Here is a 17,056-nt window from a genome sequence, read left to right as displayed (position 1 = left end):
CTCCGGGGTCATGCACTGCCCTTAACCGACAACGCGGCGATGCCAGCGGGAGACGGTCATGAATGAGTTGATGAACATTTTCGGCCAGGTCCAGGGGCCGCAGAGCTTCGATCAGATCCGCATCCAGATCGCGAGCCCCGAGCGGATCCGGTCCTGGTCCTACGGCGAGATCAAGAAGCCGGAAACCATCAACTACCGCACCTTCAAGCCGGAGCGCGACGGCCTGTTCTGCGCCCGCATCTTCGGCCCGATCAAGGACTACGAGTGCTTGTGCGGCAAGTACAAGCGCATGAAGTATCGCGGCATCATCTGCGAGAAGTGCGGCGTCGAGGTCACGCTGTCGAAGGTCCGGCGCGAGCGCATGGGCCACATCGAGCTGGCGTCCCCGGTCGCGCACATCTGGTTCCTGAAGTCGCTGCCGAGCCGCATCGGCCTGCTGCTCGACATGACGCTCAAGGATCTGGAGCGCATCCTCTATTTCGAAAACTACGTCGTCATCGAGCCGGGCCTCACCCCGCTGAAGCTGCATTCGCTGCTGAACGAGGAAGAGTACCTCAACGCCCAGGACGAGTACGGCGAGGACGCCTTCACCGCGTCGATCGGTGCCGAAGCGCTGCGCATCATGCTGTCCGCGCTCGACCTCGACGAGGAGAAGAAGCGCTGCCGCGAGGACCTGCGCGACACCAACTCCGAAGCCAAGCGCAAGAAGCTGGTCAAGCGCCTGAAGCTGATCGACGCCTTCCTGGCCTCGCAGTCGCGCCCCGAGTGGATGATCCTGGAAGTCATTCCGGTGATCCCGCCCGAGCTGCGCCCGCTGGTGCCGCTGGACGGCGGCCGCTTCGCCACGTCCGACCTGAACGACCTGTACCGCCGCGTCATCAACCGCAACAACCGCCTGAAGCGGCTGATCGAGCTGAAGGCGCCGGACATCATCGTCCGCAACGAGAAGCGCATGCTGCAGGAGGCCGTCGACGCGCTGTTCGACAACGGCCGCCGCGGCCGCGTCATCACCGGCGCCAACAAGCGTCCGCTGAAGTCGCTGTCCGACATGCTGAAGGGCAAGCAGGGCCGCTTCCGCCAGAACCTGCTCGGCAAGCGCGTCGATTACTCGGGCCGTTCGGTCATCGTCGTCGGCCCGGAGCTGAAGCTGCACCAGTGCGGCCTGCCGAAGAAGATGGCGCTCGAGCTGTTCAAGCCCTTCATCTACGCCAAGCTGGAGCTGTACGGCCTCGCCTCCACCATCAAGGCCGCCAAGCGGATGGTCGAGAAGGAGCGTCCCGAGGTCTGGGACATCCTGGAGGAGGTGATCCGCGAGCATCCGGTGATGCTGAACCGCGCGCCGACGCTGCACCGCCTCGGCATCCAGGCGTTCGAGCCGACGCTGATCGAAGGCAAGGCGATCCAGCTCCACCCGCTGGTCTGCACCGCCTTCAACGCCGACTTCGACGGCGACCAGATGGCCGTGCACGTGCCGCTGAGCCTTGAGGCCCAGTTGGAAGCGCGCGTCCTGATGATGTCGACCAACAACATCCTGTCGCCCGCCAACGGCAAGCCGATCATCGTGCCGAGCCAAGACATCGTGCTCGGCATCTACTACATCTCCATGGACCGCCCGAGCGAGAAGGGCGAGGGCATGGTGTTCTCGAACGTCTCCGAGATCGAGCAGGCGCTGAACGCCAAGGTCCTGTCGATCCACGCCAAGATCAAGGCGCGCTATGTCGGCGTCGACGACGAGGGCGAGGAGAAGATCACCATCGTCGAGACGACGCCGGGCCGCATGCTCCTCTCGGAGATCCTGCCGCGTCACCCGAAGGTGCCGTTCTCGCTGATCAACCGCGTCCTGACCAAGAAGGACGTCGGCAACGTCATCGACGCCGTCTACCGCCACTGCGGCCAGAAGGAGACGGTGATCTTCGCCGATCGCCTGATGAAGCTCGGCTTCGGCCACGCCTGCCGCGCCGGCATCTCCTTCGGCAAGGACGACATGGTCATCCCCGCCGCCAAGGAGAAGCTGGTCAACGAGTCGAAGGAGCGGGTGAAGGAGTTCGAGCAGCAGTATCTCGACGGCCTGATCACCCAGGGCGAGAAGTACAACAAGGTCGTCGACGTGTGGTCGGAGTGCACCGAGAAGGTCGCCTCCGAGATGATGAAGTCGATCTCGACCACCGAGCCGGGCAAGCCCGTCAACTCGGTGTACATGATGGCCCACTCCGGTGCGCGCGGTTCCGCCGCGCAGATCCGTCAGTTGGCCGGCATGCGCGGCCTGATGGCCAAGCCGTCGGGCGAGATCATCGAGACGCCGATCATCTCGAACTTCAAGGAAGGCCTGACCGTGCTGGAGTACTTCAACTCCACCCACGGCGCCCGCAAGGGTCTGGCCGACACCGCCTTGAAGACCGCCAACTCCGGTTACCTCACCCGCCGTCTGGTCGACGTGGCGCAGGACGCCATCATCGTCGAGCATGATTGCGGCACGGAGCGCGGCATCACCGTCAAGGCGGTGATCGACGGCGGCGAGGTCATCAGCCCGCTGGGCGACCGCATCCTCGGCCGCACCGCGGTCGGCGACGTGATCGACCCGCTGAACGGCGAGCTGATCATCGAGGACGGCGGCCTGATCGACGAGCCGACGGTCGACCGCATCGAGCGGTCGGGCATCGACTCGGTCAAGATCCGCTCGGTCCTGACCTGCGAGACCCGCGACGGCGTCTGCGCCAAGTGCTACGGCCGGGATCTCGCCCGCGGCACGCTGGTCAACACCGGTGAGGCGGTCGGCGTCATCGCGGCGCAGTCGATCGGCGAGCCGGGCACCCAGCTCACGATGCGCACCTTCCACATCGGCGGTGCGGCGCAGCGCGGTGCGGAGCAGAGCCAGATCGAGGCGGCGTTCGACGCCACGGTGCGGATCAACAACCGCAACGTCGTCATGAACTCGTCGGGCATCCCGGTCGTCATGGGCCGCAGCACCGAGGTCGTCCTGCTCGACGAGCAGGGCCGCGAGCGGGCGCGTCACCGCGTGCCGTACGGTGCCAAGCTGCTGGCGGACGAGGGCGTCAAGGTCGAGCGCGGCGCCAAGCTGGCCGAGTGGGACCCCTACACCCTGCCGATCATCACCGAGCGTGCCGGTACCGCCCGCTACATCGACCTCGTGGAAGGCATCTCCATGCGCGAGGTGATGGACGAGGCGACCGGCATCAGCTCCAAGGTGGTGGTCGACTGGCGGCAGCAGCCGCGCGGCGCCGATCTGAAGCCGCGCATCGCGCTGGTGGACGACCGCGGCGACCTGATCACCCTGCCGAACGGCCTGGAAGCCCGCTACTTCATGTCGGTGGACGCCATCCTCTCGGTGGAGAACGGCGCCGAGGTGAAGGCCGGTGACGTGCTGGCCCGTATCCCCCGCGAGTCCTCCAAGACCCGCGACATCACGGGCGGTCTGCCGCGCGTGGCCGAGCTGTTCGAGGCGCGCCGTCCGAAGGACTTCGCGATCATCTCGGAGATGAGCGGCCGCGTCGAGTTCGGGAAGGACTACAAGACCAAGCGCCGGATCGTCGTCCGCAACGACGAGAGCGGCGACGAGAAGGAGTATCTGATCCCGAAGGGCAAGCACATCTCCGTGCAGGAAGGCGATTACGTCGAGCGCGGCGATCTGCTGATGGACGGCAACCCGGTGCCGCACGACATCCTGGCGGTGATGGGCGTGGAGGCTCTGGCCGACTACCTCATCAACGAAATCCAGGACGTCTACCGGCTGCAGGGCGTGAAGATCAACGACAAGCACATCGAGGTGATCGTCCGCCAGATGCTGCAGAAGGTCGAGATCACCGACGCCGGCGAGACCACCTTCCTGGTGGGCGAGCAGGTCGACCGTCAGGAGTTCGACGAGGAGAACGAGAAGACCGTCGCCGAGGGGCTGCAGCCGGCCCACGGCCACCCGGTCCTCCAGGGCATCACCAAGGCCAGCCTGCAGACGCGGTCCTTCATCTCGGCCGCGTCGTTCCAGGAAACCACCCGCGTCCTCACGGAAGCGGCCGTCGGCGGCAAGGTCGACAACCTGGAAGGCCTGAAGGAGAACGTGATCGTCGGCCGTCTGATCCCGGCCGGCACCGGCTCCGTGGTGAACCGCCTGAAGCTGATCGCCGCCGAGCGCGACCGCGAAGCGGCCCTGGAGGCCGGCGCGCCGGAGGAAACTCCGGCCCTGCCGACCCCGGGCGAGGAGAGCAGCGCGGCCTGACCGCCGTCGCTCGGACGAGTGGAAAGAGGGCGCGCTCCGCGAGGGGCGCGCCCTCTTTCCTTGTGCGGGCGGCGGGTTTCCGGCGCGCGCCGGAGCCGGTGGGACAATGCCCGCGGCTTGCCGATCGGCTGCAGAAAGCCCGCTTGACTCTCCCAATCCCTTTCCCTAAAGTCCGCGAACTTCAAAGGACCCCGGCGCTCTCCGTGTGTCCGCTTGAATCCACCGATCCCGCCGGTTGGAGAAATCCGACCGGCTTTCGCTCATTCGGCCCGTGGGCGGCGGCAGTGCCGTTTCGCGGGCTTTCGCATCGTCCGGCTCCGCCGGTCGAGTGATCTTGAAGGGATGAAGGGCAGATATGCCGACGATCAACCAGTTGATCCGTAAGCCGCGCGAGCCGTTGGCCGCGCGCAACAAGGTTCCCGCGATGGAGGCCTGCCCGCAGAAGCGTGGCGTCTGCACCCGCGTCTACACCACCACCCCGAAGAAGCCGAACTCGGCGCTCCGCAAGGTCGCCCGCGTTCGTCTGACGAACGGCTTCGAGGTGACGAGCTACATCCCTGGTGAGGGCCACAACCTCCAGGAACACTCGGTCGTCATGATCCGCGGCGGTCGCGTGAAGGATCTTCCCGGCGTCCGCTATCACATCATTCGCGGCACGCTGGATACCCAGGGCGTCAAGGATCGTAAGCAGCGCCGGTCGAAGTACGGCGCGAAGCGTCCGAAGTAAGGAGAACTCACGATGTCCCGTCGTCATCGCGCCGAGAAGCGTGAAGTCCTGCCGGACGCCAAGTACGGCGACCGCGTCCTGACGAAGTTCATGAACTGCCTGATGCTGGACGGCAAGAAGTCCGTCGCCGAAAGCATCGTCTACGGCGCCCTCGACCGCATCGAGACCAAGACCAAGAACGACCCGGTCATGGTCTTCCACGATGCCCTGTCGAACGTGAAGCCGCACCTGGAAGTGCGTTCCCGCCGCGTCGGCGGTGCGACCTACCAGGTTCCGGTCGAGGTACGCTCGGACCGCGCCCAGGCCCTGGCCATCCGTTGGCTGATCGGCGCCGCCCGCGCCCGTTCGGAGAACACGATGACCGAGCGCCTGTCCGGCGAGCTGCTCGACGCGGCCAGCCAGCGCGGCACCGCGGTCAAGAAGCGCGAAGACACGCACCGCATGGCGGAAGCCAACAAGGCGTTCTCGCACTACCGCTGGTAAGGTTCACGCCTGTCCTGGTGATATTGAATGCCCCGTTCGCACGCCCTGGATCGTTATCGCAACATCGGCATCATGGCCCACATCGATGCCGGCAAGACGACGACGACCGAGCGCATCCTGTTCTACACCGGCAAGTCCTATCGCATGGGCGAGGTCAATGACGGCACCGCCGTCATGGACTGGATGGAGCAGGAGCAGGAGCGGGGCATCACCATCACCTCGGCGGCCACGACCTGTTTCTGGCGCGACCACCGCATCAACATCATCGACACGCCCGGCCACGTCGACTTCACCATCGAGGTCGAGCGGTCGTTGCGGGTCCTGGATGGCGCCGTCGCCATCTTCGATGCTGTTGCGGGGGTCGAGCCCCAGACCGAGACCGTGTGGCGGCAAGCCGACAAGTACGGCGTGCCGCGCATGGCCTTCGTCAACAAGATGGACCGCGTCGGCGCCGATTTCGCCGGCTGCGTGGCGATGATGGCCGACCGGCTCGGCGTGCGCCCGCTGGTCCTGCAGCTCCCGATCGGGGCCGAGTCCGCCTTCAGCGGCGTCGTCGACCTGATCGCGATGCGGGCGCTGGTCTGGAAGGCCGAGACGCTCGGCGCCGAATTCCAACACACCGATATTCCCGAGGATCTCGCCGCCGCCGCCGCCGATGCCCGGCAGGCGCTGCTTGAGGCGGTGCTCGACCTCGACGAGGCGGCCATGGCCGCCTATCTCGACCGCGGCGAGGAGCCGGCGGCCGACAGCCTGCGCGCGCTGATCCGCAAGGCGACCATCGCCGGCACGGTGGTCCCCGTGCTGTGCGGCTCCGCCTTCCGGAACAAGGGCATCCAGCCGATGCTGGACGCCGTCGTCGACTTCCTGCCGGCGCCCAACGACATCGGCGCGGTCAAAGGGCACGCCCTGGCCGGCGACCGGACCGAGGAGCGCCCGGCGAACGACAGCGCTCCCTTCGCCGGCCTTGCCTTCAAGGTGATGAACGACCCCTATGTCGGGACGCTCACCTTCTGCCGCATCTATTCCGGAACGGTCAGCGTCGGCGACTCGCTGCTCAACCCGCTGAAGGGCGGGCGCGAGAAGGTCGGCCGCATGCTGCTGATGCACGCGAACAGCCGCGAGGACATCGAGCGCGCCCATACCGGCGACATCGTCGCCTTCGCCGGGCTGGAGCACACCGCGACCGGTGATACCCTCTGCGATCCGACCCGGCCGATCGTGCTGGAGCGCCTGGACGTGCCGGAGCCGGTGATCGAGATCGTCGTCGAGCCGCGCACCGAAGCCGACCGCGAGCGCATGGCCGCCGCGCTGAACCGGCTCGGCCACGAGGATCCCTCGATGCATGTCTCGGTCGACCGCGAGAGCGGCCAGACCGTCGTCCGCGGCATGGGCGAGCTTCACCTCGACATCATCGTCGACCGCATGAGGCGGGAGTTCCGCGTCGATGCCGCCGTCGGCGCGCCGAAGGTCGCCTACCGCGAGACCGTCACGCGCAAGGCCGAGGTCGACCACACCCACGCCCGCCAGCTCGGCGACCGCGCGCAGTTCGCCCGCGTCATGCTGTCGGTCGAGCCGCTCGCCCGCGGTGCCGGCTTCGTCTTCGAGAACCGGTCCAGCCTGGCGCGCGACTTCGCCGCCGGCGCCCACAAGGGCCTGGAAGCGGCCAAGGAGAGCGGGGTGGTCGCCGGGTACCCGGTGGTCGACGTCAAGGTGACGCTGACCGGCGGCGACGCCCACGACATCGACTCCTCGCCGCTGGCCTTCGAGCTGGCGGCGCGGGCGGCCTTCCGCGAGGCGATGGCCAAGGCCGCCGCCGTGCTGCTCGAACCGCTGATGCGGGTCGAAATCATTACGCCGGACGACTATATGGGCGACGTCATCGGCGATCTGAACGGTCGCCGGGGACAGATCACCGGCATGGACCAGCGCGCCAACGCGCGGATCGTCACGGGACTGGTTCCCTTGGCGGCCATGTTCGGCTATGTGAACTCCCTGCGCTCGATGAGCCAGGGCCGCGCGCAGTACAGCATGCAGTTCGACCACTATGAGCCGGTGCCACAGGCCATCGCGGACGGCGTCCGCGCCAAGGTGGCCTGAAAACCGCTGGAACGACAGAGAAACGGAGAGACCAACCCATGGCTAAGGCAAAGTTCGAGCGGAACAAGCCGCACTGCAACGTTGGCACGATCGGCCACGTGGACCACGGCAAGACGTCGCTGACGGCTGCGATCACGAAGGTGCTTGCGGAGTCGGGCGGCGCCACCTTCACCGCCTACGACCAGATCGACAAGGCGCCGGAAGAGAAGGCGCGCGGCATCACGATCTCGACGGCCCACGTCGAGTACGAGACGACCAACCGCCACTACGCGCACGTCGACTGCCCCGGCCACGCCGACTATGTGAAGAACATGATCACGGGTGCCGCGCAGATGGACGGCGCGATCCTGGTCGTGTCGGCCGCCGACGGCCCGATGCCGCAGACCCGCGAGCACATCCTTCTGGCGCGCCAGGTCGGCGTTCCGGCGCTGGTGGTGTTCATGAACAAGGTCGACATGGTCGACGATCCGGAGCTGCTGGAGCTGGTCGAGCTGGAAGTGCGCGAGCTTCTGTCGTCCTACCAGTTCCCGGGCGACGACATTCCGATCACCAAGGGCTCGGCGCTGTGCGCGCTTGAGGACCGTCAGCCTGAGATCGGCCGCGACGCCGTGCTGGCGCTGATGAAGACGGTCGACGAGTACATCCCGCAGCCGGAGCGTCCGAAGGACCGTCCGTTCCTGATGCCGATCGAGGACGTGTTCTCGATCTCGGGCCGCGGCACGGTGGTGACGGGCCGCGTCGAGCGCGGGATCATCAAGGTCGGCGACGAAGTGGAGATCGTCGGCCTGAAGGCGACGCAGAAGACGACGGTGACCGGCGTCGAGATGTTCCGCAAGCTGCTGGACTCCGGTGAGGCCGGCGACAACATCGGCGCGCTGCTGCGCGGCACCAAGCGCGAGGACGTCGAGCGCGGCCAGGTTCTGGCCAAGCCGGGTTCGATCACCCCGCACACCAAGTTCAAGGCCGAAGCCTACATCCTGACGAAGGAAGAGGGCGGCCGTCACACCCCGTTCTTCACGAACTATCGTCCGCAGTTCTACTTCCGGACGACGGACGTGACGGGCATGGTGTCGCTGCCGGAAGGCGTGGAGATGGTGATGCCGGGCGACAACGTCGCCATGGACGTCGCCCTGATCGCGCCGATCGCCATGGACGAGGGCCTGCGCTTCGCCATCCGCGAAGGCGGCCGCACCGTCGGTGCCGGCGTCGTTGCCAAGATCGTCGAGTGATGACCGCCGGCGCCCGCCGCGAGGCGGGGGCCGGACCGGTGGGGTAGGGCGGCGGGGCGACCCGCCGCCGGTTGATTGAGACGGGCCGTCTTCCCCGCGCGAGCAGGAAGGGCGGCCCGCCCGGTTCTAGCCATCGGGCGTCGGCGTTCGGGGCCGTCCGCCTGTCAACCCAGCTTCCTCCTGGCGGGGGAGATTCAGGATTGACACGCGGGCGCTGAACGCCTAGAGATTACGCCCTCTGGATTTTGGGTTGGTGGTAGGCAGCTTCGGCCTAGACGCAGCCCGAGACGAACGGCTAAGGCGCGCCCCTCGGGGGCGCGCCGTCTGCTGAACGGAACATCCCCTTCGCGCAGCCCGCGCGGGGGATGTTCTTTTTCGTATCGGCCCGTCGCATCGGTCACAGTGTCGCCCGTCGGCCCCGTTTCGGTGGATCGGCGCGCGGCCTTGCGCTGTCGGCGAAGCCCCGAAGCAAGCTCGTGGAGTTCCGGTGACGCGTCCGCGTCATCGCTAGAAGGTGCAAGGGACGTTTGGACATGGACAGCCAGAACATCCGCATCCGTCTGAAGGCGTTCGATCATCGCGTGCTCGACCAGTCGACCAGCGAGATCGTCAACACCGCCAAGCGGACCGGCGCGCGCGTGCGGGGCCCGATTCCCCTGCCGACGCACATCGAAAAGTTCACCGTGAACCGTTCGCCGCACATCGACAAGAAGTCGCGCGAGCAGTTCGAGATCCGCACCCACAAGCGCCTGCTGGACATCGTCGATCCGACGCCGCAGACCGTGGACGCGCTGATGAAGCTCGACCTCGCCGCCGGCGTCGACGTCGAGATCAAGCTCTGATTTTGGTTGGTAAGGGACCTCTCCGGTAAGCGGATGTCCCTGGTCAGGAGATAAAGAACAATGCGATCCGGTTTGATCGCGCAGAAGGTCGGCATGACCCGCGTCTTCACGGACGACGGCCAGCATGTTCCGGTCACTGTGCTGAAAGTCGACAGCTGCCAGGTCGTCGCCGTTCGTACCGAGGACAAGGATGGCTACACCGCCGTCCAGCTCGGCGCGGGCGCCATCAAGGTGAAGAACGTCAACAAGCCTGAGCGCGGGCATTTCGCCAAGGCGCGCGTGGAACCGAAGCGCAAGCTCGCCGAGTTCCGCGTCGATGCCGATGCCCTGATCGAGGTCGGTGCCGAGCTGTCGGTCGCCCACTTCGTCGCCGGCCAGTTCGTCGACGTCACCGGCACCTCCATCGGCAAGGGCTTCGCCGGCCCGATGAAGCGCTGGAACTTCGGTGGTCTGCGCGCCACGCACGGCGTGTCGGTGTCGCACCGCTCGCACGGTTCGACGGGTAACCGTCAGGATCCCGGCAAGGTCTTCAAGAACAAGAAGATGGCCGGTCATCTCGGTGACGAGAAGGTCACGGTCCTGAACCTCCAGGTCGTGGCGGTCGACGAAGAGCGTGGCCTCATCATGCTCAAGGGCGCCGTCCCCGGCGCCGAGGGCGGCTGGCTGCGCGTCCGTGACGCCATCAAGAAGAAGGCTCCGGAAGGTCTGCCGTTCCCGGCTGGCATCAAGTCCGCCCCGGCGGCTGAGGCCCCGGCCGAGACGCAGGAGTGAGCGCCATGAAGGCCACGATCAAGAACCTGAACAACGAGACCGTCGGCGAGATCGAGCTGTCGGACGCCGTGTTCGGCCTGCCGGCCCGCACCGACCTGCTGGCCCGCATGGTGAACTGGCAGCTTGCCAAGCGCCGCGGCGGCAACCACAAGACCAAGGGCATCAGCGAGATCAGCGGCACCACCAAGAAGCCGTACTCGCAGAAGGGCACCGGTCGCGCTCGCCAGGGCTCCATCCGTTCGCCGCAGTTCCGCGGCGGTGCGACCATCTTCGGGCCGGTGGTGCGCTCGCACGCCCACGACCTGACCAAGAAGGTCCGCAAGCTGGCGCTGAAGACCGCCCTGTCGGCCAAGGCCGCCGAGGGCAAGCTGGTCGTCCTGGAGGCCGCCGCCGCCGAGACGCACAAGACCAAGGAGCTGGCGGCCCGTCTCGCCACCCTCGGCCTGTCTTCGGCCCTGATCATCGATGGCGCGAACCTGGACGACAACTTCGCCAAGGCGTCGCGCAACATTCCGCTGATCGACGTGCTGCCGGAGCAGGGCGCCAACGTCTACGACATTCTCCGCCGCGATACGCTGGTCCTGACCCGCAACGCGGTCGAGCAACTGGAGGCTCGCCTGAAATGAGCAAGCAGTCGAAACCTGCGGTGAGCCAGGAGCGGATGTACGACCTGATCCTCGCTCCCGTCATCACCGAGAAGTCGACGTTGGTGTCGGAGCACAACCAGGTGACGTTCCGCGTGCCGCTCACGGCCTCCAAGCCGGAGATCAAGGCCGCCGTCGAGGGGCTCTTCAACGTCAAGGTGACCGCCGTCAACACCCTGATCTCGAAGGGCAAGACCAAGCGGTTCCGCGGCATCATCGGCCGCCGCTCGGACTTCAAGAAGGCCGTCGTGACCCTCGCCGAGGGTAACAAGATCGACGTGACCACGGGCATCTGAGCGGGAGTGTGATCCGATGGCTCTGAAGCAATACCGCCCGATTACTCCCTCGCTCCGCCAGCTGGTCATCGTCGACCGCTCGGAGCTGTGGAAGGGCAAGCCGGTCAAGACCCTCACCGAGGGCCTGACCAAGTCTGGCGGCCGCAACAACACCGGCCGCATCACCGCGCGCCGGATGGGTGGCGGTCACAAGCGCACCTACCGCCTGGTGGACTTCAAGCGTCGCAAGTTCGACGTTCCGGCCACCGTCGAGCGGCTGGAATATGATCCGAACCGCACCGCCTTCATCGCGCTGATCAAGTACCAGGACGGGACGCTGTCCTACATCCTGGCGCCGCAGCGCCTGAAGGTCGGCGACACCGTCATCTCCGGCGAGAAGGTCGACGTGAAGCCCGGCAACGCGATGCCTCTGAAGAGCATCCCGGTCGGCTCCATCGTCCACAACGTCGAGCTGAAGGCCGGCAAGGGTGGGCAGGTCGCGCGCTCCGCGGGCACCTACCTCCAGCTCGTCGGCCGTGACGGCGGCTACGCCCAGCTCAAGCTGCCCTCGGGCGAGCTGCGCGTCGTCCGCGGCGAGTGCATGGCCACCCTGGGTGCCGTGTCCAACCCGGACCAGATGAACACCAACCTCGGCAAGGCCGGCCGCAAGCGCTGGCTGGGCGTGCGTCCGTCGGTTCGTGGTGTCGCCATGAACCCGATCGACCACCCGCACGGTGGTGGTGAGGGTCGCACCTCGGGCGGCCGTCATCCGGTCACGCCGTGGGGCAAGCCCACCAAGGGCAAGAAGACGCGTCGCAACAAGAAGACGGACGGCCTGATCCTGCGCCGCCGTCATTCGAAGTAAGGAGGTCGAACGATGGCACGCTCCGTTTGGAAGGGCCCGTTCGTCGACGGCTATCTGCTGAAGAAGGCGGACAAGAGCCGGGCTTCGGGCCGCAACGAGATCATCAAGATCTGGTCGCGTCGTTCGACCATCCTGCCGCAGTTCGTCGGTCTGACGTTCGGCGTGTACAACGGTCACAAGTTCCTGCCGGTTCTGGTCACCGAGCACATGATCGGTCACAAGTTCGGCGAATTCGCTCCGACGCGCACCTTCTACGGCCACGCGGCGGACAAGAAGGCGAAGAGGAAGTAACCATGGGCAAGTCTGCCAACCCCAGCCGGGTCGCGGAGAACGAGGCCCTGGCCCGCAATCCGATGATCCGCACCAGCCCGCGGAAGCTCAACCTCGTCGCCCAGCTCATCCGGAACATGGATGCCAGCCGCGCCGTCGCCGAGCTGACCTTCTCCAAGCGCCGCATCGCCGGCGAGGTGAAGAAGGTCCTGCAGGCCGCGATCGCGAACGCCGAGAACAACCACCAGCTCGACGTCGACCGTCTGTACGTGTCGTCGGCGACGGTCGGTCGCGCTCTGGTGATGAAGCGCTTCCACGCCCGTGCCCGCGGCCGCGGCGCCCGGGTCGAGAAGCTGTTCAGCAACCTGACGATCATCGTCCGCGAGCGTGAGACCGCCGCTGCCGAGGGGGCCGAGTAAGATGGGTCAGAAAGTCAATCCGATCGGGCTGCGCCTCGGCATCAACCGCACCTGGGACAGCCGTTGGTTCGCCAAGCGCGACTACGCCAACATGCTGCACCAGGACCTGAAGCTGCGCGGCTACCTGCAGGGCCGCCTGCAGCAGGCCGGCTGCTCGCGCGTCGTGATCGAGCGTCCCGCCAAGAAGGCCCGCGTCACCATCCACTCGGCCCGTCCGGGCGTGGTGATCGGCAAGAAGGGCGCGGACATCGAGAAGCTGCGCGTCGAGCTGGCCAAGATGACCGGCGCCGAGGTGAGCCTGAACATCGTCGAGATCCGCAAGCCGGAGATCGACGCCCGCCTCATCGCCGAGAACATCGCCAGCCAGCTGGAGCGCCGCGTGGCGTTCCGCCGCGCCATGAAGCGCGCCGTGCAGTCCGCCATGCGCCTGGGCGCCCAGGGCATCCGGATCAACTGCTCGGGCCGTCTCGGCGGTGCGGAAATCGCCCGCATGGAGTGGTACCGCGAGGGCCGCGTTCCGCTGCACACCCTGCGCGCCGACATCGACTACGGTGTGGGCACCGCCAAGACCACCTACGGCACCTGCGGTGTCAAGGTGTGGGTGTTCAAGGGCGAGATCATGGCTCACGACCCGATGGCGCAGGACAAGCGCATGGGGACCGAGCCGGTGTCGACCGACGGCGAGCCGCGCCGCGATCGTCACGACCGCCGCGACCGTCGCGAGCGCTCCGAGCGCTCCGACCGCGAGTAAGGGGGCCGAGCGATGCTTTCTCCGAAGCGTACGAAATTCCGCAAGGCCCACAAGGGCCGCATCCACGGCAACGCGAAGGGCGGCACCGCGCTGAACTTCGGCTCCTTCGGCCTGAAGGCCCTGGAGCCGGAGCGCATCACCGCCCGGCAGATCGAGGCGGCCCGCCGCGCGATCACCCGTGCGATGAAGCGTCAGGGCCGCGTCTGGATCCGGGTGTTCCCGGACCTGCCCGTCTCCACCAAGCCTGCCGAAGTCCGCATGGGTTCCGGTAAGGGTTCGCCGGAGTACTGGGCGGCCCGCGTCAAGCCCGGCCGCATCCTGTTTGAACTGGACGGCGTGCCGGCGGATGTGGCAAAAACCGCCTTCGCTCTGGCGGCCGCGAAGCTGCCGATCAAGGTGAAGCTGGTGACCCGCCTGGGCGGTGTCGAGGAGACCGCGGCATGAAGGCCGTAGACATTCGTGCGAAGAGCGCGGACGAGCTGAACGATCAGCTCCTCCAGCTCAAGAAGGAACAGTTCAACCTGCGTTTCCAGAAGGCCTCCGGCCAGTTGGAGAACACCGCGCGGGTGAACACGGTGCGCCGCGACATCGCCCGCATCAAGACCATCCTCGGCGAGCGTGCCCGCTCCGCCGACGCCGGCAAGTAAGGGGGATCATCATGCCTCGCCGCGTTCTGCAGGGCACGGTGGTCAGCGACAAGTGCGACAAGACCGTTACGGTTCTTGTCGAGCGCCGCGTCATGCACCCCGTGTACAAGAAGTTCATTCGTCAGTCGAAGAAGTACGCCGCCCACGACGAGGGCAACCAGTACAAGGTCGGCGATACCGTTTCGATCATCGAATGCCGTCCGATCTCCAAGTCGAAGCGCTGGACGGTCGTGACGGAGTCCGCCGCCGATAGCGGCGCCGCGTGATAACGAAAGGTCATAAACCATGATCCAGATGCAAACCAACCTGGAAGTCGCCGATAACAGCGGGGCGCGCCGGGTGCAGTGCATCAAGGTGCTTGGCGGGTCCAAGCGGAAGGTCGCGACCGTGGGCGATGTCATCGTCGTCTCGGTCAAGGAGGCCATTCCGAAGGGCCGCGTCAAGAAGGGCGACGTGCATCGCGCCGTCATCGTCCGCACCGCGAAGGAACTGCGTCGGGAGGACGGGTCGGCGATCCGTTTCGACCGGAACGCCGCCGTGCTCATCAACAAGCAGGGTGAGCCGATCGGCACCCGTATCTTCGGGCCGGTCACTCGTGAGCTTCGTGGCAAGAAGTTCATGAAGATCATCTCGCTGGCGCCGGAGGTGCTGTGATGGCCGCCAAGATCAAGACCAAGGACAAGGTCGTCGTCCTGACCGGCAAGGACAAGGGCAAGACCGGCGAGGTGCTGAAGGTTCTCCCCAAGGAGAACCGCGCGGTTGTCCAGGGCGTGAACGTGGTGAAGAAGCACCAGCGTGCCAGCGCCCGCTCGCAGGGTGGTATCGTTGAGTTCGAGGCGCCGATCGACGTCTCGAACCTGGCTCATGTCGACCCCAAGGACGGCAAGCCGACTCGCGTCGGTTTCAAGGTCCTTGAGGATGGCCGCAAGGTGCGTGTCGCCAAGCGGTCCGGCGAAGTCATCGACCTGTGAGGACCGGGACATGGCCGCACGTCTGAAAGAAATTTACGAATCCAAGATCCGTGCCGCTCTGAAGTCGGAGTTCGACTACAAGAACGACATGGAAGTTCCGCGGATCGAGAAGATCGTGATCAACATGGGTGTCGGCGAGGCTGTCGCCGACTCCAAGAAGATCCAGCTCGCCGTGGCCGAAATGGCCGCCATCACCGGCCAGAAGCCGGTGGTGACTAAGTCGCGCAAGTCGATCGCCCAGTTCAAGCTGCGCGAAGGCATGGCGATCGGCTGCAAGGTCACGCTCCGCCGCGACCGCATGTACGAGTTCCTGGACCGTCTGGTGACGATCGCGCTCCCGCGCGTCCGCGACTTCCGCGGCATCCCGGGGAACAGCTTCGATGGCCGTGGCAACTATGCCATGGGCGTCAAGGAGCAGATCATTTTCCCGGAGATCGATTACGACAAGATCGATCAGATCCGCGGCATGGACATCATCATCGTCACTTCGGCGAAGACCGACAAGGAAGCCAAGGCGCTCCTTAAGGGCTTCGACATGCCGTTCGTGAGCTGAGGCTGGAGCACGACCATGGCTAAGACCAGTGCCATCGAAAAGAACAAGCGTCGCGCCAAGCTGGCCAAGCAGTACGCGAACAAGCGTGCCCGGCTGAAGGCGATCGCCAACGACAAGACCCTCCCGCAGGAAGAGCAGTTCGCCGCCCGCCTGAAGCTGGCCGAACTGCCGCGCAACTCGTCGAAGGTGCGCATCCGCAACCGCTGCGAAATGACCGGGCGTCCGCGCGCGTTCTATCGCAAGTTCAAGCTGTCCCGCGTCACCCTCCGTGAACTGGCCTCCACCGGCCAGATTCCCGGCATGGTGAAGTCGAGCTGGTAAGGAGGGTCCGAGAATGTCTTTGAGCGATCCGCTCGGCGATATGCTGACCCGTATCCGCAACGGTCAGCACGCCCGTATGTCCGTTGTGGTGTCCCCGGCGTCGAAGCTGCGCATCAATGTCCTGGAAGTGCTGAAGCGCGAAGGCTTCATCCGCGGCTGGTCCGAGGAAGAGCTGCGCCCCGGCATCAAGAACCTGAAGATCGAGCTGAAGTACAACGAAGGCGAGCCTGTCATCAAGCAGATCGCCCGTGTGTCGAAGCCCGGCCGTCGCGTCTACTCGAAGATCGCCGACCTGCCCCGTTTCTATAACGGCCTCGGTCTGTCGATCCTGTCGACCCCGCGCGGCGTGATGTCGGACAACGAGGCCCGCGCCGCCAACGTCGGCGGTGAAGTCCTCTGCCGCGTGTTCTAAGGGGGATTGGCAGATGTCGCGCATTGGCAAGCATCCCGTGCCGGTTCCGGCTGGCGTCGACGTGAAGGTCGACGGCCAGCAGGTGACGGCCAAGGGCAAGCTGGGGCAACTCAGCCTGACCCTGATCGACGACATCACCGCCTCGCTGGAAGACGGCAAGGTGGTGGTGAAGCCGGCAAACGACAGCAAGCGCGCCCGCACCATGTGGGCGACCTCGCGCACCCTGATCAACAACATGGTCACGGGTGTCAGCCAGGGCTACACCATCAACCTCGAGATCAACGGCGTGGGTTACCGCGCGGCCGTGCAGGGCAAGGAGCTGGTCATGCAGCTCGGCTTCTCGCACGACGTGAAGTACCCGATCCCGGAAGGCATCTCGATCAAGTGCGACAAGCCGACGGCCATCTCGGTCAGCGGCTACGACAAGCACAAGGTCGGCCAGGTTGCCGCCGAGATCCGCGGTTGGAAGAAGCCGGAGCCCTACAAGGGCAAGGGCATCAAGTACGAGACCGAAACCGTCCTGCGCAAGGAAGGTAAGAAGAAGTAAC

The 17,056-nt window shown here is 66.0% G+C and carries 22 protein-coding genes; all 22 read left to right on the top strand.

What is annotated here, in order from left to right; translation table 11 throughout:
• Window positions 1–58 precede the first annotated feature (58 nt).
• The 22 genes from rpoC (at window position 59) to rplF (ending at window position 17,055) form a co-directional block, all read left to right on the top strand.
• Window positions 59–4,231 (top strand): DNA-directed RNA polymerase subunit beta', encoded by a 4,173-nt coding sequence (rpoC, locus tag J2850_RS24925; RefSeq protein WP_209987986.1) that lies wholly within the window; start codon window positions 59–61, stop codon window positions 4,229–4,231.
• 355 nt (window positions 4,232–4,586) lie between these two features.
• Window positions 4,587–4,958: a 30S ribosomal protein S12 gene (gene rpsL / locus J2850_RS24920; protein ID WP_012973201.1), complete on the top strand. Its 372-nt coding sequence runs from the start codon at window positions 4,587–4,589 to the stop codon at window positions 4,956–4,958.
• A 12-nt stretch (window positions 4,959–4,970) separates the two neighbouring features.
• Entirely contained in the window at window positions 4,971–5,441 is a 471-nt protein-coding gene (gene rpsG / locus J2850_RS24915) for a 30S ribosomal protein S7 (RefSeq protein WP_209987983.1), read from the top strand.
• Window positions 5,442–5,468: 27 nt separating this feature from the next.
• Complete coding sequence (gene fusA, locus J2850_RS24910) at window positions 5,469–7,538, top strand: elongation factor G (RefSeq protein WP_209987980.1); 2,070 nt, start codon at window positions 5,469–5,471, stop codon at window positions 7,536–7,538.
• 38 nt (window positions 7,539–7,576) lie between these two features.
• Window positions 7,577–8,767 carry an elongation factor Tu gene (tuf, locus tag J2850_RS24905; RefSeq protein WP_209987977.1) on the top strand — a complete coding sequence of 397 codons (1,191 nt, stop codon included), beginning with the start codon at window positions 7,577–7,579 and terminating at the stop codon, window positions 8,765–8,767.
• A 533-nt stretch (window positions 8,768–9,300) separates the two neighbouring features.
• Window positions 9,301–9,609 (top strand): 30S ribosomal protein S10, encoded by a 309-nt coding sequence (gene rpsJ / locus J2850_RS24900; protein ID WP_012973204.1) that lies wholly within the window; start codon window positions 9,301–9,303, stop codon window positions 9,607–9,609.
• 60 nt (window positions 9,610–9,669) lie between these two features.
• On the top strand, window positions 9,670–10,380 hold the full coding sequence (gene rplC / locus J2850_RS24895; protein ID WP_209987974.1) for a 50S ribosomal protein L3: 711 nt from the start codon (window positions 9,670–9,672) through the stop codon (window positions 10,378–10,380).
• A 5-nt stretch (window positions 10,381–10,385) separates the two neighbouring features.
• Window positions 10,386–11,006, top strand: a complete 621-nt coding sequence (rplD, locus tag J2850_RS24890; RefSeq protein ID WP_209987971.1) for a 50S ribosomal protein L4 — start codon at window positions 10,386–10,388, stop codon at window positions 11,004–11,006.
• Window positions 11,003–11,320 (top strand): 50S ribosomal protein L23, encoded by a 318-nt coding sequence (locus J2850_RS24885; RefSeq protein WP_209987968.1) that lies wholly within the window; start codon window positions 11,003–11,005, stop codon window positions 11,318–11,320. The genes rplD and J2850_RS24885 overlap by 4 nt, the downstream gene beginning before the upstream one ends.
• 16 nt (window positions 11,321–11,336) lie before the next feature.
• Window positions 11,337–12,164, top strand: a complete 828-nt coding sequence (gene rplB / locus J2850_RS24880) for a 50S ribosomal protein L2 (protein WP_209987965.1) — start codon at window positions 11,337–11,339, stop codon at window positions 12,162–12,164.
• Window positions 12,165–12,176: 12 nt separating this feature from the next.
• On the top strand, window positions 12,177–12,455 hold the full coding sequence (gene rpsS, locus J2850_RS24875) for a 30S ribosomal protein S19 (RefSeq protein WP_012973209.1): 279 nt from the start codon (window positions 12,177–12,179) through the stop codon (window positions 12,453–12,455).
• A 2-nt stretch (window positions 12,456–12,457) separates the two neighbouring features.
• Complete coding sequence (gene rplV, locus J2850_RS24870; RefSeq protein WP_209987961.1) at window positions 12,458–12,853, top strand: 50S ribosomal protein L22; 396 nt, start codon at window positions 12,458–12,460, stop codon at window positions 12,851–12,853.
• Between the two features lies 1 nt (window position 12,854).
• On the top strand, window positions 12,855–13,604 hold the full coding sequence (gene rpsC / locus J2850_RS24865) for a 30S ribosomal protein S3 (RefSeq protein WP_209987958.1): 750 nt from the start codon (window positions 12,855–12,857) through the stop codon (window positions 13,602–13,604).
• A 12-nt stretch (window positions 13,605–13,616) separates the two neighbouring features.
• Window positions 13,617–14,048 (top strand): 50S ribosomal protein L16, encoded by a 432-nt coding sequence (rplP, locus tag J2850_RS24860; protein WP_209987954.1) that lies wholly within the window; start codon window positions 13,617–13,619, stop codon window positions 14,046–14,048.
• The gene (gene rpmC, locus J2850_RS24855; protein ID WP_209987951.1) at window positions 14,045–14,251 is read left to right on the top strand and encodes a 50S ribosomal protein L29; all 207 of its coding nucleotides are present in this window, start codon (window positions 14,045–14,047) and stop codon (window positions 14,249–14,251) included. The genes rplP and rpmC overlap by 4 nt, the downstream gene beginning before the upstream one ends.
• A gap of 11 nt (window positions 14,252–14,262) precedes the next feature.
• Complete coding sequence (rpsQ, locus tag J2850_RS24850; protein ID WP_012973214.1) at window positions 14,263–14,517, top strand: 30S ribosomal protein S17; 255 nt, start codon at window positions 14,263–14,265, stop codon at window positions 14,515–14,517.
• A 19-nt stretch (window positions 14,518–14,536) separates the two neighbouring features.
• On the top strand, window positions 14,537–14,905 hold the full coding sequence (gene rplN / locus J2850_RS24845) for a 50S ribosomal protein L14 (protein ID WP_012973215.1): 369 nt from the start codon (window positions 14,537–14,539) through the stop codon (window positions 14,903–14,905).
• A complete protein-coding gene (gene rplX / locus J2850_RS24840) occupies window positions 14,905–15,222 on the top strand; it encodes a 50S ribosomal protein L24 (RefSeq protein ID WP_211114022.1) in 318 nt (105 codons plus the stop codon). Before rplN ends, rplX begins: the two co-directional genes overlap by 1 nt.
• A 10-nt stretch (window positions 15,223–15,232) precedes the next feature.
• The gene (rplE, locus tag J2850_RS24835) at window positions 15,233–15,775 is read left to right on the top strand and encodes a 50S ribosomal protein L5 (protein WP_209987946.1); all 543 of its coding nucleotides are present in this window, start codon (window positions 15,233–15,235) and stop codon (window positions 15,773–15,775) included.
• Window positions 15,776–15,790: 15 nt separating this feature from the next.
• Window positions 15,791–16,096: a 30S ribosomal protein S14 gene (rpsN, locus tag J2850_RS24830; protein WP_209987943.1), complete on the top strand. Its 306-nt coding sequence runs from the start codon at window positions 15,791–15,793 to the stop codon at window positions 16,094–16,096.
• Window positions 16,097–16,109: 13 nt separating this feature from the next.
• Window positions 16,110–16,508 (top strand): 30S ribosomal protein S8, encoded by a 399-nt coding sequence (gene rpsH / locus J2850_RS24825; protein ID WP_209987940.1) that lies wholly within the window; start codon window positions 16,110–16,112, stop codon window positions 16,506–16,508.
• Between the two features lie 13 nt (window positions 16,509–16,521).
• Complete coding sequence (gene rplF, locus J2850_RS24820; RefSeq protein WP_209987937.1) at window positions 16,522–17,055, top strand: 50S ribosomal protein L6; 534 nt, start codon at window positions 16,522–16,524, stop codon at window positions 17,053–17,055.
• Window position 17,056: the final 1 nt, after the last annotated feature.

The sequence above is a fragment of the Azospirillum picis genome (assembly GCF_017876115.1).
Classification (GTDB): domain Bacteria; phylum Pseudomonadota; class Alphaproteobacteria; order Azospirillales; family Azospirillaceae; genus Azospirillum; species Azospirillum picis.
Note: the sequence above shows the minus strand (reverse complement) of the source record. Positions and strands in the feature narration are given on the sequence as shown.